This is a genomic window from Novosphingobium sp. TCA1 (assembly GCF_009811895.1).
Lineage (GTDB): Bacteria > Pseudomonadota > Alphaproteobacteria > Sphingomonadales > Sphingomonadaceae > Novosphingobium > Novosphingobium panipatense_A.
The window spans coordinates 1-15,113 of record NZ_BLJH01000012.1 but is presented as its reverse complement, the minus strand read 5'-3'; the positions used below and the strand labels follow the sequence as shown (position 1 = coordinate 15,113).

The window sequence follows — 15,113 nt, the reverse complement described above, 5'->3', positions numbered from 1 at the left end:
GCCGAGAAACGCGCGCTTTCGGGAATGCCCGGAGCGCGCGTTTTGCTTTTTACAGTAGTGCCTCGCGCTAGAGGTTGCGCCTGAAGAACTGCCAGCGGTCCCGGATCAAGTCCGGGACGACGTCATGCGCTCTTCTCGCCGCCGACCCGCGCCAGCTTGGCGAACATCGCCACCGACATCGGCTGCGCGCGCAGGAAGCCCTGATAATAGGCGCAGCCCTCGCGCGCGGCGACTTCGCGCTGCTCCTCTTCCTCTATGCCCTCGGCAATGACCTGAAGGTCGAGCGCGCGCGCCATGGCCACGATCGCGCGCAGCACGGCCACGTCGCGGCGGTCGGTGCCGACGCCTTCGATCATGGTCCGGTCCAGCTTGAGATAGTGGATCGGCAGGACCTTGAGATAACGGAAGTTGCAGAACCCCGCGCCGAAGTCGTCGAGGGCGATGCGAATGCCCTGCGAGGAGAATTCCGCCATCATCTGCGCGGTCTGGCTGATGTCGCTGATCAGCGATTGCTCGGTGATCTCCAGCGTCAGGCGGCGTGGCGGAAAGCCGCTCTCGCGCACGAGGTCGAGCATCTGGCGCACGTAAGTGCCGAAGGCGAGGTCGGCCGGGGTGACGTTGATGGAAAGGCGAAGCTCGCCCGGCCACTGGCCCGCCGCCGCCATCGCCTTCGCGGCGATATGGCGTGAAAGCGGGCCGATGTGATCGGCGCGCTCGGCAATGGCGAAGAGGGCGCCCGCGCCGATGCGGCCGAGCACCGGGTGGTTCCAGCGGGCAAGGGCTTCCGCCCCGGTCAGCGCGTCGTCGGAGAGGCTGAACTGGGGCTGGAACAGGATCTCGATCTCGTCCCGGTCGATGGCGCCGAGGAGGTCGGCCTCGAGCTGCGCAGCGGAGCGGCCCGGCACGGTGACCTCGCCGTCCGCCCAGCCCAGGCGCGTGGCGGACTGCTCCTGCAAGTCCGCCAGGGCATGGCCGAGGCGGTCCAGCATCGAATCGACGCTCTCGTCGGTGAGGGCGCGGATCAGGGCGATTCGGGGCGAGAGCCGCAGGACGCCGGTGGGCAGGGCGATCGGGCGGGAAATGGCGTCGGCCAACTGGTCCGCCACGAGATGCCAGCGCTCCCGGCTGCATGCCTCATTGGCGACGAGCACGAAGGAACCGCCGCCGGCGCGGGCGACCAGCCAGGGGCCGTCGAGTTCCTCTCCGGCAAAATGGGCAATCCGCCCCGCGACTTCCTCCAGCGCGCCGTCCCCGGCTTCGGCGCCGTAGGCCATGTTGATCGTGTCCAGGCGGCGCAGGGCCAGCAGCATGGCGTGGACATGGGCCTGCTGCGGCGCGCTTTCGGCATCGCTCCGCCAACCGGCAATGCGTTCGCGCACGGCGTCGAGCCCGGGAATGCCGGTCAGTCTGTCTTCCAGTCGCCGGGCATGGCCGCGCGGCAGGCTCTTGCGTCTTTCGCCCATCGGCCCTGCTATAGCCAAAGGCCTTGCCAAACGATGCAAAATTCGAAAGGTCCGGGGCATGAAAAGGGCTTCAAAATGAGACGGCAACCGGAGATTTCCTTCCGTCCCGTTCGCCACCGGGCGCAGGCGCCGCTTCTTGCCGGGGATTGCAATGACTAAAGAGCCCAAGCCTGACGAGCCAAGGTTGGGCCTCATCGTATCCGACAGCGCCAAGGCGCAGTGCGGCGCGGCCGAACTGCGCGCCGCCCATGACTGGGTCGATCCCGAACTAGCCGACGTGATCGTGGTGGTCGGCGGTGACGGGTTCCTGCTGCATGTCCTGCACGAGATGCTGGACCGCGATAGGATCAAGCCGGTCTACGGCATGAACCTGGGCACCGTGGGATTCCTGATGAACGGGCCGCATGATGGGGTGCCGATCGCCGAGCGCATCGCCGAGGCGCATCCGGTGCCGGTGCGCCCGCTGCAGATGCACGCCACCAGTCATGACGGTCGCAGCTTCGTTTACTACGCTATCAATGAAGTCTCGCTGCTGCGCGAGACGCGCCAGACCGCTAAGCTGGAAGTGACGATCAACGGCAAAGTGCGGATGGAGGAACTGGTGGGAGACGGTGTGCTGGTCGCCACGCCGGTCGGCTCCACGGCCTATAACCTCTCGGCCAATGGTCCGATCCTGCCGCTTGGCTCGCGCATGCTGGCGCTTACCCCGCTCAGCCCGTTCCGGCCGCGTCGCTGGAAGGGGGCTATCCTGCCCGAAAGCGCCGAGGTCGAATTCCGCATCCGGGAACCCGGCAAGCGCCCGGTCGCCGCCGTGGCCGACCAGAAGGAAGTGCGCGACGTGAAGACCGTGCGCATCATCGCCAATGCCGAGAAGGAGCTGACGCTGCTGTTCGATCCGGGCTTCACCCTGGAAGAGCGCATCTTCGCGGAGCAGTTCCAGGTTTGAGAAAAAGCGCCGGGCAAGGGCTCCACCCTGTGGAAAAGTTTTTGCATCATTTTCATGACAGAGTGCTTGCCAACCCTGAGGACCCCTTTTATAGGCGCACTCCTGCCCGGCGGTGGAAACACTGACAGGCTGCTCCCCGATAGCTCAGCGGTAGAGCATTCGACTGTTAATCGAATGGCCGTAGGTTCGAATCCTACTCGGGGAGCCACTTTCTTCCTTCCTAAACGGAAGGGGAAAGTAGCTCCGCATTAGATGCGAGAGCCCTGACACACTTCGCAAGTGTCAAAGTGTTTCCCGATCAGACAGCGCATTGACGAACGCCTCATCCGGTGAGAGCGCTCATTCAGGACGCCCCGGCATATTGCACAGAACAATCGGGCATCCGGCGAGAGGAAACGTGGCCCGAATCAGCATCCCGCGTCTGGCAGTCCTGGCTGCCGTCGTCTTTCTCGCACTTTGCGTGGCGCAGCTGATCGGCAGCCTGCTGTTCTACCAATCGATCGACCGGCAGACGATTCGCGCCGACCATGCGCGGCGAATCGCGGAGCTGATCGTCGTCAGCGATCGGATCCACGCGCTCCAGCCCAATCTGGCCGCGCCGATCATGACGACGGGACACCTCAAGGCGGAATTCTCTCCTGAACCGGCCGTGCGCGGCATGATGGATTCCGAATCGCTGCGCCGCATCGCGGGGCAGGTGATCGAGTGGGAGCCTTCGCTCGCCACGCGGCCGCTCAACCTTGCCACCAGGGATGCCTCGGGCGGCAAGAGCGATCTCGTCGGTTCTGTGCGTCTGGCCGACGGCAAATGGCTGAATTTCCGTTCGCGCGACATAACCTCGATGTGGCCGATCGCCTTGCGCGCCAGCGTCCTCATGCTCTGCACGGCGCTGGCCTGCATCGCCATCGGGCTGGTCCTGCTGCGCCTGCTCACCAATCCCCTCAGGCGCCTGACACAGGCCGCCGACGCCATCGGCCATGGCCAGCAGGTCGAGATCCGCGAGAGCGGGCCGGAGGATCTGCGCAACCTGGCCCATTCGATGAACGTCATGCAGGAGCGCATTGCCCGGCTGCTGGAGGACCAGGCGCGATCGTTCGAGGCGATCAGCCACGATCTGCGCACGCCGCTGTCGCGCCAGCAGATCGCCACGGACCTGATCGACGATCCCGAGATATCGGAGATCATGCAATCCAGCATCGACGAAATGGAAGGGCTGCTCGCGTCGCTGCAGGGCTATCTGCGCGCCCAGCACCTTTCCTCCGAAGCCGAGAAAGTCGATCTCGGTGAACTCGTCGCCGGTGTCATCGCCCCCTATGAGGATCGTGCGCGACTGACGGGGGCCGGAAAGGCCGTGGTCGAGAGCTTTCCTGAGCCGCTGGCCCTGGCGACCGGCGCCCTGGTCGAGAACGCCATCCGCTTCGGCGGCCGCGCCGAAGTCGCCGTCCGGCGGGAAGGGGCGGACTGGTTCATCGACGTCGAGGATACCGGGCCGGGCATCCCGCCCAGCCATTTCGAGGACGTGCTGACGCCGTTCTTCCGCCTGGATGAGGCGCGCACCCGCGATACGCCCGGCTTCGGCCTTGGCATTCCCACCGCGCACCGGCTGATGATGCGCTTCGGGGGACAGCTTTCCTTCGCGACTTCGCCCTGTGGTGGGCTGATCGCGCGGATCAAGGTGCCGTTGATGTAGGCTGGGGAAGCGTCCCAATAGCGCTCGTCATCCTGAACTCGTTTAGCTTCGCTGGCCTTCGGCTCAGGACCCATCTCGCCGATCAAACGGCTGCTGATGGTCGGAAATGGATCCTGAAACGAGTTCAGGATGACGGTGCGGATTGGCGCAATGTCAGCCTTTTCGCGCTACTGCCGCGAGACCCTTCGTAAGCTGTAGCAGTCCATTGAGGCGCGACTTGGGATCGCCCCAAGCGCGTTGCAGGACCAGCTTGTTGTCCGGGCGCAGCTTGACCGTGCCCTGGAGGCGTTCGGCATAGGCGATGAGGCCTGCCGGGTTCGGGAAGCTGTCGTTGTGGAAGCTGACCAGCGTGCCGCGCGGGCCGACGTCGATCTTGGCGATATGTGCCTCGATCGCCTGCCGCTTGATCTGGATGAGCTGGACGAGGTTCGACGTGGCTGACGGCAGCGGGCCGAAGCGGTCGATCATTTCGGCCGAGAGCGATTCGATCTCGTCCTTGCTGTCCGCGTCGTTCAGGCGGCGATAGAGCGCCATGCGCACGGCCAGATCGGGAACATAGTCCTCCGGGATCATGATTGGCGCTTCCACCGTGATCTGCGGAGACAGGCCCGAGGTATCCTTCTCCAGCCCGACGCCGCCCGCGCGGGCTTCGAGGATCGCGTCCTCCAGCATCGACTGGTAGAGTTCGAAGCCGACTTCGCGGATATGGCCGGACTGTTCGTCGCCCAAAAGGTTGCCCGCGCCGCGAATGTCGAGGTCGTGGCTGGCCAGCTGGAAGCCCGCGCCCAGCGAATCGAGATCGCTCAGGACCTTGAGGCGCTTTTCCGCGACTTCCGACAGAGCGCGGCCCGCAGGAGTCGTCAGGTAGGCATAGGCGCGCAGCTTCGACCGGCCCACGCGTCCGCGCAGCTGGTAAAGCTGGGCCAGGCCGAAGCGGTCGGCGCGGTGGATGATGATCGTATTCGCGCGCGGAATGTCGATGCCGCTTTCGACGATGGTGGTCGACAGCAGGACTTCGTACTTGCCCTCGTAGAAGGCGCTCATGCGCTCTTCCACTTCGCCCGCGCTCATCTGGCCGTGGGCGGAGATGACCTTAACTTCCGGCACATGCTTGGCCAGCCATTCCTCGACTTCGGCCATGTCCGAGATACGCGGCACGACGATGAAGCTCTGGCCGCCGCGATGGTGTTCGCGCAGCAGGGCTTCGCGCATCACCATCTCGTCCCATTCCATCACGTAAGTGCGCACCGCAAGACGATCGACGGGCGGGGTCTGGATGGTCGAGAGTTCGCGCAGGCCCGACATCGCCATCTGAAGCGTGCGCGGGATCGGCGTGGCGGTGAGCGTCAGGACGTGGACGTCGGTGCGAAGCTGCTTGAGGCGCTCCTTGTGGTTGACGCCGAAGCGCTGCTCCTCGTCGACGATGACCAGGCCGAGCCGCTTGAAGTTGACGGATTTCGCCAGGATCGCATGGGTTCCGCAGACCACGTCCATGGTGCCTGCGGTGAGGCCTTCGCGGGTGGCCTTGGCTTCCTTTTCAGGCACGAGGCGCGAAAGGCGGCCGACTTCCAGCGGGAAGCCGTTGAAGCGTTCCGCGAAACTCGAATAGTGCTGGCGCGCGAGCAGGGTGGTCGGCGCGACGACGGCGACCTGCTGGCCGGCCATGGCGGCGACGAAAGCGGCGCGCAGGGCGACTTCGGTCTTGCCGAAACCGACGTCGCCGCAGACCAGGCGGTCCATCGGCTTGCCCTCGGCCAGATCGCCGAGCACGTCGTCGATGGCGTGTTCTTGATCCTCGGTTTCCTGCCAGGGGAAACGGTCCACGAACTGGTCGTAGCTCGATTTTTCGGGCAGCAGCGCCGGTGCGACGCGCAGGGCGCGCGCGGCGGCAGTCTTCATCAGTTCGCCCGCGATCTCGCGGATGCGTTCCTTCAGCTTCGCGCGGCGCTTCTGCCAGGCCTCGCCGCCGAGCTTGTCGAGCGCGACGCCTTCCGCCTCGCTGCCGTAGCGGGAGAGCACGTCGAGGTTTTCGACCGGGATGTAGAGCTTGTCGCCGCCCGCATAGGTCAGCATCACGCAGTCGTGGGGCGACTGGCCGACCGGGATCGACTGGAGACCTTCGTAGCGACCGATGCCGTGGTCCATGTGGACGATCAGGTCGCCCGGCGTCAGCGCCGCCAGTTCGGCGAGGAAGGCGTCGGAATCCTTCTTCTTTTTCTTCCGGCGGACAAGGCGGTCGCCCAGAATGTCCTGCTCGGTGACGACTTCGACGGAGTCGTTGGAGAAGCCGGTCTCCAGCGGCAGCACCAGCGCGGCGGAGCGGCCCTGGACGGCAAGGCCGAGCGCTTCCTGCCAGGTTTCGGCCAGCTTGGGTTCCGGGCCCTGTGCCTCGCCCAGAATCGAGACGAGGCGGGCGCGGCTGCCAGTCGAATAAGCGGCGAGGATCGCCTTGCGGCCGGTCTTGGCGACGGCGTGGAGATGCTTGGCGGCGGCCTCATAGGCATTGTCGCCGCGCGCGCGCTCGGGCGTGAAATCGCGGGCATTGCCGAAGCCGAAGTCGATGACCTTGGTGCTTTCCGGCTGCGCGAAGGGATCGGCGCGGTGGACCGGGAAGGCGGCAACGGCCTGCTCGAACTCCTCGCGCCCCAGATAGAGCGCGTCGGTGGCGAGCGGGCGGTAGGATCCCGCCTTCTGGCCGGAAGTTTCGAGGCGGGCCTTGTGATAGTCCGCAATGTCGGTGAAGCGCTCGTCCGTGGCGCCCAGCGCGGCGCTGTCGATCACCAGCAGGTCGTCGTCCGACAGGTGGTCGAACAGCGTGACAAGACGGTCCTCGAACAGCGGCAGCCAGTGTTCCATGCCGGCAAGGCGGCGTCCGTCGCTGACGGCCTGATAGAGCGGGTCCGCCGTGGCATTGGCGCCGAACATCTCGCGGTAGCGGCTGCGGAAGCGCTTGACGCTGTCCTCGTCCACCAGCGCCTCGCTGGCGGGGAGAAGCAGGTGCTCCGCCACCACGCCGGTGGAGCGCTGGGTGCCGGTATCGAACAGGCGCAGCGTTTCCAGTTCGTCGCCGAAGAAGTCGAGGCGCAACCCGCCTTCCAGACCCGAGGGCACGATATCGAACAGCGAGCCGCGCACCGCGAACTCGCCCGCGTCAATCGCGGTGTCGCTGCGTTGGTAGCCCTGACGGCGCAGCAGCGCGATCAGGCTTTCATGGCCGATTTCCGCGCCGGGCTTGAGCAGGCGCACCGATTCGCGGATGCGGAACGGTGTGAGCACGCGCTGGAGCACGGCATTGGCGGTGGTGACCAGCAGCTGTGGACCGGTACGCTTCAGCTGGAGCCGGTGCAGCGCGGCCAAACGGCGGGCGCTGACCGAAAGGGCGGGGCTGGCACGGTCGTAGGGAAGACAGTCCCAGGCGGGGAATTCGACGACATCCAGTTCCGGCGCGAAGAACTGCGCGGCCTCTGCCACGGCGCGCATGGCGCTTTCGTTGTCGGCAATGAAGACCGCCCGGCCTTTCGTAGCACGGGCGAGGTCCGCCATGACCAGCGGCTGGGCGCCGCGCGTTACCGAGGCGAGGGTAAGCGGCGAAGTTGCCGAAAGTATGCGGTTGAAGTCGGTCATGCGTGCCTTGCGGGGCCTTCGACAAGCTCAGGCTGAGCGGGTTTGAAAGATCGGGTCATCCACCGCGCCTACCGGATTTCCGGCTTGTCGAAAGCTCGACGCATCAGCGCGGGATATCGACGTAATCGAGCTTCATCATGCGGTCCAGAAGGGGGCCGCGATATGTCTCGGGAATGCTCTGGGTGCCGAGCGCCCAGGCCATAATATCGACATCCTCCTCCTCGATCATCGTTTCGAAAAGGTCGATTTCGGCTTCGGACCACTGGGCGTGGAACTTATCGAAGAAGCAGCCGATCATATAGTCGGCCTCACGCGTGCCGCGATGCCAGGCGCGGAACTTCAGGCGGGCGAGCCGCGCCTGCCTCTGTTGAGTGAGTTCGGTCATGACCGCGCCGTTACAGCGCGGCGCGGTCATGAGCAAGTTTTGGCGTTTTTGGGCTGAGGCTGTTTGAAAAATGCCCGGAGGGGCATTTTTGTGCGGCACCGGCCCTCTCCCCCACCCTACCACCCAACGGTAGTATCCTGCGGGTGGTAGGGTGGGGGAGAGGGCCGGTGCCGCAAAATTCGCATTTCGCGAATTTTCAAACAGACTCTTACCTCTGGAACACCTTGATGATCTCCTCGCTGCGGCGCCCGGTCATCGTCTTGGGCACTTCTGTCAGCAGGGCGCTCTTCAGTTCCTTGTGATAGTGACGGCGCATCTCGCCTAGGGAGCGGGGATCGGCGACGATGACCAGCTGATCGATCTCCCGGTCGAGCACCTGCTGGTTCAGCCAGCCCGCGACGGCGGCGGCATGGGCGCTTTCGTCCAGCGAATCGTTGCTGCCGTCGCCGGTACGGGCCTGATGGCGTGAAACCGCATCGTCGCGGCGGCGGAAGCCCGCGCTGAAGTTAGTCGCCTCAAGATCGGGGGTGTCCAGCGCGGTGAGCTTGGGGGCGGCTTCGCGACCCGCGTTGCGATAGAGTTCGAAGTTTTCACCGTCGACGATCGCGAACACGGTTCCGTGCGGAAGAAGCATGCATTTCTCCTGTGCTGGGGTGGGGAACACTGAAGCCAACGTGGCTGTCCGCAAATCCGTTCCCGGCAAGTCTGGTGAAATGAGTGTCACTCACGCTAAGAGGCTGACCATGCGGCCTGAAGCACTGAATTGCCTGTTCACCGAGACCGATTCCCTCGAAGGCGTGGGACCGAAGCTCAAGCGGCCGCTGGAAAAGCTCGGCCTCACCCGCATCCGCGACTTGCTCTACCACTTGCCCGACCGCTTCGTGGAGCGGCGCGCCGTCACCGATCTCGACGATGCCAGCGTGGGCGAGAACGTGATCGTCAAGCTCACCGTGCGCGAACACCGCTCTCCCTCGGGGCGGGGGCCGTTTCGCGTGATCGCCGAGGACGACGCGGGCAATATCCTGACGGTCACTTACTTCGGCCGCGCGTCCTATACGGCGAAGAAACAGCTTCCCGTGGGTGAGACGCGATGGGTTGCGGGGCGGCTGGACCAGTACGGCCAGATGCTCCAGATGGTGCATCCCGAACATGTCTCGGAAAGCAGCGCCGCCCCGGTCGGTCAGCTCTGCGAGGCTGTCTATCCCCTCTCGGAGGGGCTCACGCAGGGGCGCATGGCGGGCCTTGTCCAGCAGGCGCTGAAGGCCTTGCCGGAGCTGCCCGAGTGGATCGAGACCGGCCTCTACGACAAGATGAAGTGGCCGGCCTGGAACGAGGCGGTGCGCGAGGTCCATCGCGGCGTCCACGCCCAGGCGCGCGACCGGCTGGCCTACGACGAACTTTTCGCCAATGCCCTGGCGCTGATGCTGGTGCGCGAAAGCAACCGCAAGCAGTCCGGCACGCCGCTGCAAGGCGACGGGTCGCTGCGGGCGAAGCTGAAGCTGCCTTTCGCCCTGACCGGCGCCCAGGCGCGCTCGATCCGCGAGATCGAGGGCGACGTGGCGCAGCAGGCACCGATGCTGCGCCTGCTTCAGGGCGATGTCGGCGCGGGCAAGACCGTTGTGGCACTCAACGCCATGCTGATCGCGGTGGAGGCCGGAGCGCAGGCCGCCATGCTGGCGCCGACGGAAATTCTCGCGCGCCAGCATCATGAAACTCTGGCGCGGATGCTGGCGGGCACCGGCGTGGAGATCGCGCTGCTGACCGGGCGCGACAAGGGCAAGGCGCGCGAGGCGATCCTGATGGGGCTGGTGGACGGCTCCATAGATATCGTCGTCGGCACCCATGCGATCTTTCAGGACTCAGTATCCTATCGCAATCTCGCGCTCGTGGTGATCGACGAGCAGCACCGCTTCGGCGTCGGGCAGCGGCTTATGCTGGCCCGCAAGGGACGGCGCACCCCGCACACCCTGGCGATGACGGCAACGCCGATCCCGCGCACCCTGACTCTGGCCCAGTACGGCGAGATGGAAGTCTCCAAGCTGGACGAACTGCCGCCGGGAAGACAGGCGATCGACACCCGCGTCGTCTCGGTGGAGCGGATGGGCGACGTGGTCGGCGCCATCGCCCGGCATATCGAGACGGGGCAGCAGGCCTACTGGGTCTGCCCGATGGTCAGCGAAAGCGAAAACGACGACCTGGCCGCAGCCGAGGCGCGCTATGCTACGCTGAAGGAGCGGTTCGGCGATACCGTCGTGCTGGTCCACGGCCAGTTGAAGCCCGATGCCAAGGATGCCGGGATGGAGCGCTTCGCCAGTGGCGAGGCCTCGGTGCTGGTGGCGACCACGGTGATCGAGGTCGGGGTGGACGTTCCCAATGCCACGCTGATGGTGATCGAACAGGCCGAGCGCTTCGGCCTCGCCCAGCTTCACCAGCTGCGCGGGCGCGTGGGGCGTGGCAGCGAGAAATCCACCTGCCTCCTGCTGCGGGGCCAGCAACTCAGCGAAACCGCCCGCCAGCGCCTTGCCCTCATGCGGGAAACGCAGGATGGCTTCCGTCTGGCGGAAGAGGATCTGCAACTGCGCGGCGGGGGCGAACTGCTCGGCACCCGGCAATCGGGCGACACGCCGTTCCGTATCGCCAGCCTGGAGCAGATCACCAAGCTGCTGCCGCTCGCCCATGACGATGCCCGCCTGCTGATCGAACGCGACGGCGGGCTGGCCGGACCGCGCGGAGATGCCGCGCGGCTGCTGCTCTATCTGTTCGAGCGCGACTGGGGCGTGCAATTGCTGCGCGGCGGGTAAGTCCTGCGTCGTCCCGGACTTGATCCGGGACCGCTGGCGTGGCCCACCTTGCCCGCGAGCTTGCGCCTAAAGAACTGACAGCGGTCCCGAAGCAAGTCCGGGACGACGGTAGCCACGCTCCTCAGCACCCCGTTGGCGTAACTCTCCCGGCATAGAGCGGCGACAGCGGAAAATTCAGTTCCGCCAGCAGCGCCGCATCCGCATGGCAATACTTCGCCGCAGCGACGAACGCGCGCACCGGCGCGAAGGCAAAGGCATCGCCGCCGCCACTGCCACGGGGCACCAGCGCGAAAGTCTGGATGTGCGTGACTGCCGCGTCATAGGGAGAGGGGCCGATGTCGCGACTGGCGATCAGCATATAGAGAGTCGCGCGGCCGGCATGGTTCCCGCGCGCGAAGCGGACGGAGCGAATCATGTCATCGCCCACGTCGGGCGCGTCGATGATCTGATCCCGGCCTTCCAGCGTCGCGGCCACGTCGCCCACTTTGACCAGAAAGACATGCTGGCCGCGCACCTTGTTGTTCTGCCGCCAGAGCTGCGCGATCGAGCCGTCCCGCCCCGTGCCGGCGATGTCGGAGATCGGGTTCATGCCTGCGGAAAGCGTGATCGGGACCAGAGCCGTTTCCTCCCGCTCTCCCGGCGACGGGCGGGAAGCCGCCGCATTCGTGCCGTGGGCTGCGAGGAACAGGGCCGCGCTTGAGGCGGCAAGCGGCAGTAAGAAACGGCGACGGAGATCAAGGGGCATCGACTTTCCCTGCGGCTGTGCGTCCCTCGCGGATCTTGTGCCGGAGCGGTGAGGGACGGGCAAGGGTGGTCGCCGAAAGGGGTAGTGGGGGGATTCGCCCAAGCCGATTCGACGCTATTCGCGGAATTTTCCGGCAGGACGCGGAGCATCGGACATGCTCGATCCGTCCCGGTCGCGAACCAAGGTGGCCTGTGGAAAACTTTGCTTTTTCAGGAAATTATGAGGAATTACGGTGCTCTTCGCGCCATTTCGCTCCCCGTCATAAGAGCGGAGACAACAAAAATCGGATTGGGCCCTTGCGCCCCCCGGAGTCGCCCTATATAGGCGCGCTCCTGCCCAGGGCGGTCTTCGGAACGCCCACCCGGTCGGGGAATAGCTCAGCCTGGTAGAGCACTGTCTTCGGGAGGCAGGGGCCGGAGGTTCGAATCCTCTTTCCCCGACCATTTTCACCCTCGGGTGAGGCATAGAAACCCAGCGGAAACGCTGGGTTTTTTGCTTTTCGGCTTTTGCGATTTGCCTTGCGGCTTTCTTGCCGACAGCCTTTTGCTTGGGCCGCGCGATAGGCTAGGTTTCGGACATGACCGAAATCCTGACTGCCGATTCCACCGCCTCGATCACCGCTCCGCACTGGGAGTGGCAATATCTCGATCTCATGCGCCGCATCTGGGAAGAGGGCGATGAACGCGTGGACCGCACCGGTATCGGCACGCGCTCTGTTTTCGGGGCGACGATCCGCTTCGACTTGTCCGGCGGGGCCATGCCCTTGCTCACTACCAAGCGTGTCTACTGGAAGACGGCCACCCGCGAACTGCTCTGGTTCCTGACCGGCGAGACCAACATCCGCCCGCTCTGCGCGCAGGGCGTGGAAATCTGGACCGACTGGCCGCTCGACCGCTATCGCCGGGAAACGGGCGAGGCGATCGCGCGCGCCGATTTCTCGCGCCGGATTGTCGAGGATGCCGCCTTTGCCGAAAAGTGGGGCGATCTCGGCCCGGTCTACGGCAAGCAATGGGTGGACTGGCCGGTCTACGAAGACGCGGGCGAGGGTCTCTACCGCAAGCGGGCCGAAGGGGTGAACCAGGTCGCCCAGGTGATCGAGAGCCTGAAGAACAATCCGGGCAGTCGGCGCCACATCATCGAAGGCTGGAACGTGGCCGAACTCGATTCGATGGCACTGCCGCCCTGCCACAAGAGCTACCAGTTCCACGTCGCCGATGGCCGTTTGTCCTGCGCGCTCTATCAGCGCAGCTGCGATCTGGGCCTTGGGTTCTCAATATTTTCCGGTGAAGTGCACTAAGGCGGTGAGTGAGTGAGTGTCTGTCAGGCCTGAAATTGTTCAGGAATCTTGCTCGAGTATCTTTCCCGGAGTGGTGTAGCGCTTCACCCGGTGAGTGAGCCCACATACCCATATGCCGCCATTGATAGATTATTCAATTGTCAACCCTGATGTGGTTCGCGGATCGTCAGCAATCGGACGTTACCGCTCATTATGCCGTCAGAGTTAGCGTAGTCCTCCAACGTCCGATTGATGGTCAGATAATTCGCGGCCTCGTGATTCGCGATGTGGCGGTCACTCGTCAACTGAAGGCGGCAGTATTCAAGCTGTCAGAATCAGATTGCTGCCCGGAAATCCGCTCTGCGCCTAGATATAGCCTCGACTTTGGCGGCACTTTTCGACGATGTTGAGTTTATTTCGATATTGTAGTAAGTTGCCACAGGTCACAGTCGGATAAAAAGGTGTTTATTTAATTAAAAATACGTCGTTATTGGACGTTGTATTGGAGGTTGTTGCGATTTGAAGTTCGATTTTAGGTTATTTCGCTCGATGTTTTGGGCTCGATGTTGAGGAATTTAATCTCGACGTGCAATTGATCGGACGTTGGGCTTAAGGGTGGTGGTTTGATAGCGTGTCTTCGCAGGGGTTGTCCCTTGCTTGGATGGGTGTTCGGTTGTGGAGGCGTTAAGTTGGTAGGGCAAAGTGAGCATGCAGAAGGTCAATATCTCGACCTGATGCAACGCATTCTGGACAATGGCGATGAGCGCATCGACCGTACGGGCGTCGGCACGCGCTCGGTTTTTGGCGCAACGGCTCGATTTGACCTTTCGGACGGCACTGCCCCGATCATCACCACAAAGCGGGTGTATTGGAAGACATCGACGAAAGAGATGCTTTGGTTCCTATCGGGGGGGACCAACATCCAGGCGCTGCTGCGCGAGAATGTGCGGATTTGGACCGACTGGCCGCTCGCGACTTATCGCAGAGAAACCGGCGAGGATATCGACCAGGATGCGTTCGAGCGCCGTATTGTCGAGGACGATGAATTCGCCGCACGCTGGGGTGAGCTTGGACCTGTTTATGGCAAGCAATGGCGACGCTGGTCCGGCTCGGATGGCCAAGAATATGACCAGATTTCCCAGCTCGTCACTTCGCTCAAGACAAACCCGTCAAGCCGTCGGATGCTTTTCCATGCGTGGAATGTGGCAGAGCTTGGCGAGATGGCACTTCCTCCCTGTCACATGGTCTACCAGTATCATGTCACCTCGGACGGCCGACTGAACTGTCTCATGTTTCAACGGTCAGTCGACGTATTGTTAGGTTTACCCTTCAACCTCGTTGGCGCCACCGCGCTACAACTCATGTTGGCTCAGCAAGCTGATTTGCAGCCTGGTGAGTTTGTTTGGATGGCTGGTGACGCGCATTTATACTTGAATCACCTTGATCAGGCTCGGGAGCAGTTGACGCGACAGCCCCGTCCATTCCCGAAAATGCGGCTCGTCCGCCGGCCCGATAGTATCGATGGCTATGGTATCGATGATTTCGAGGTTGAGGGATACGATCCGCACCCAGCCATTAAGGCCGACGTGGCCGTCTAAGCGCGCGATCGCGCGCTGCCCGCCGTCGGCGGGCGATCTTCTTGGAGAATGATCCGCATGTTGCCCACGCAGCTTCAGGGCGGGGATTCCTGCGCCCGCGACTCTGCCAAACTTGAGGAAATCCTCGAGCGCGACGTCGCTGCTGGTGGCGTGGTTCTAGGGCAGCGCGGGAGGATCAATATAAAGCACTATGCTGCGGCAATTGGGTGCAGCGCATTCGTCTTCGAAAAGCGCGGACTAAAGCAAGTGACCGATCGATATGAAGTCGAAGTCGCTGTAAGCAGCAATATTGAAGCGAAATTGCCAGCCATCCGCAGTTGGCTTGAAGGCCGTATACAAGATGGTTCGCTGGGCGTTCGCAATGGAAAAGTAGACCGGAAAGAATTCTGCCATGCGTTTGGCGTTAAAGGCGGAACATTCCTTGTTCGTAATGACAAAATCCGGGAGATGTTCGAAGAATTCGATGCTCTCGTGGCTAGTGGCGAATATTTACCTGAGGTTACCCGAAAGGAGTTGGAAGCCTTAGAGCCCGATCCGAAAGTTGTTGAGCAATACCAGTATGTTGTGATTCACGCCGTCTTTGCG

General features: G+C 63.6%; 10 protein-coding genes, 2 tRNA genes and 1 pseudogene. 8 read left to right on the top strand and 5 right to left on the bottom strand.

The features are described 5' to 3' along the window. Window positions 1-122 precede the first annotated feature (122 nt). Window positions 123-1,463 (bottom strand): GGDEF domain-containing phosphodiesterase, encoded by a 1,341-nt coding sequence (locus NTCA1_RS14540; RefSeq protein ID WP_159831044.1) that lies wholly within the window; start codon window positions 1,461-1,463, stop codon window positions 123-125. Between the two features lie 151 nt (window positions 1,464-1,614). On the opposite strand from NTCA1_RS14540, the gene NTCA1_RS14535 reads away from it, so the two are divergent. From NTCA1_RS14535 to NTCA1_RS14525, 3 genes are all read left to right on the top strand, one after another. Next, complete coding sequence (locus NTCA1_RS14535) at window positions 1,615-2,409, top strand: NAD kinase (RefSeq protein WP_159831043.1); 795 nt, start codon at window positions 1,615-1,617, stop codon at window positions 2,407-2,409. Between the two features lie 133 nt (window positions 2,410-2,542). Further along, window positions 2,543-2,617: transfer RNA gene (locus NTCA1_RS14530), tRNA-Asn, on the top strand. Window positions 2,618-2,806: 189 nt separating this feature from the next. Continuing rightward, window positions 2,807-4,099, top strand: coding sequence for an ATP-binding protein (locus NTCA1_RS14525; protein ID WP_133083785.1), 1,293 nt, complete (start codon window positions 2,807-2,809; stop codon window positions 4,097-4,099). 153 nt (window positions 4,100-4,252) lie between these two features. On the opposite strand, the gene mfd is transcribed toward NTCA1_RS14525, so the two are convergent. From mfd to NTCA1_RS14510, 3 genes are all read right to left on the bottom strand, one after another. Further along, complete coding sequence (gene mfd / locus NTCA1_RS14520) at window positions 4,253-7,723, bottom strand: transcription-repair coupling factor (protein WP_159831042.1); 3,471 nt, start codon at window positions 7,721-7,723, stop codon at window positions 4,253-4,255. 103 nt (window positions 7,724-7,826) lie between these two features. Beyond that, on the bottom strand, window positions 7,827-8,108 hold the full coding sequence (locus NTCA1_RS14515; protein ID WP_086493634.1) for a succinate dehydrogenase assembly factor 2: 282 nt from the start codon (window positions 8,106-8,108) through the stop codon (window positions 7,827-7,829). 208 nt (window positions 8,109-8,316) lie between these two features. Next, window positions 8,317-8,742: a host attachment protein gene (locus tag NTCA1_RS14510; RefSeq protein WP_086493603.1), complete on the bottom strand. Its 426-nt coding sequence runs from the start codon at window positions 8,740-8,742 to the stop codon at window positions 8,317-8,319. Between the two features lie 109 nt (window positions 8,743-8,851). On the opposite strand from NTCA1_RS14510, the gene recG reads away from it, so the two are divergent. After that, entirely contained in the window at window positions 8,852-10,909 is a 2,058-nt protein-coding gene (gene recG / locus NTCA1_RS14505; RefSeq protein WP_159831041.1) for an ATP-dependent DNA helicase RecG, read from the top strand. Between the two features lie 121 nt (window positions 10,910-11,030). Here recG and NTCA1_RS14500 read toward each other — a convergent pair whose 3' ends face one another. Next, window positions 11,031-11,654, bottom strand: coding sequence for a hypothetical protein (locus NTCA1_RS14500; protein ID WP_159831040.1), 624 nt, complete (start codon window positions 11,652-11,654; stop codon window positions 11,031-11,033). A 366-nt stretch (window positions 11,655-12,020) separates the two neighbouring features. Between NTCA1_RS14500 and NTCA1_RS14495 the strand changes: the two genes are divergently transcribed. From NTCA1_RS14495 to NTCA1_RS14480, 4 genes and pseudogenes are all read left to right on the top strand, one after another. Continuing rightward, window positions 12,021-12,097, top strand: a tRNA-Pro gene (locus tag NTCA1_RS14495). A 134-nt stretch (window positions 12,098-12,231) separates the two neighbouring features. Beyond that, a pseudogene (gene thyA, locus NTCA1_RS14490) lies at window positions 12,232-12,927 on the top strand (thymidylate synthase); the annotation flags it as partial. 656 nt (window positions 12,928-13,583) lie between these two features. After that, window positions 13,584-14,528, top strand: coding sequence for a thymidylate synthase (gene thyA, locus NTCA1_RS14485; protein ID WP_255490484.1), 945 nt, complete (start codon window positions 13,584-13,586; stop codon window positions 14,526-14,528). Window positions 14,529-14,585: 57 nt separating this feature from the next. Further along, window positions 14,586-15,113: hypothetical protein (locus tag NTCA1_RS14480; RefSeq protein ID WP_159831039.1), on the top strand; the 528-nt coding region annotated here is incomplete at its 3' end.

Bases quoted from the DNA above. Each gene is read 5' to 3' on its own strand.
- mfd (WP_159831042.1), bottom strand. From the start codon at position 7,723: ATGACCGACTTCAACCGCATACTTTCGGCAACTTCGCCGCTTACCCTC.
- NTCA1_RS14510 (WP_086493603.1), bottom strand. From the start codon at position 8,742: ATGCTTCTTCCGCACGGAACCGTGTTCGCGATCGTCGACGGTGAAAAC.
- NTCA1_RS14535 (WP_159831043.1), top strand. From the start codon at position 1,615: ATGACTAAAGAGCCCAAGCCTGACGAGCCAAGGTTGGGCCTCATCGTA.
- recG (WP_159831041.1), top strand. From the start codon at position 8,852: ATGCGGCCTGAAGCACTGAATTGCCTGTTCACCGAGACCGATTCCCTC.
- NTCA1_RS14540 (WP_159831044.1), bottom strand. From the start codon at position 1,463: ATGGGCGAAAGACGCAAGAGCCTGCCGCGCGGCCATGCCCGGCGACTG.
- NTCA1_RS14515 (WP_086493634.1), bottom strand. From the start codon at position 8,108: ATGACCGAACTCACTCAACAGAGGCAGGCGCGGCTCGCCCGCCTGAAG.
- NTCA1_RS14500 (WP_159831040.1), bottom strand. From the start codon at position 11,654: ATGCCCCTTGATCTCCGTCGCCGTTTCTTACTGCCGCTTGCCGCCTCA.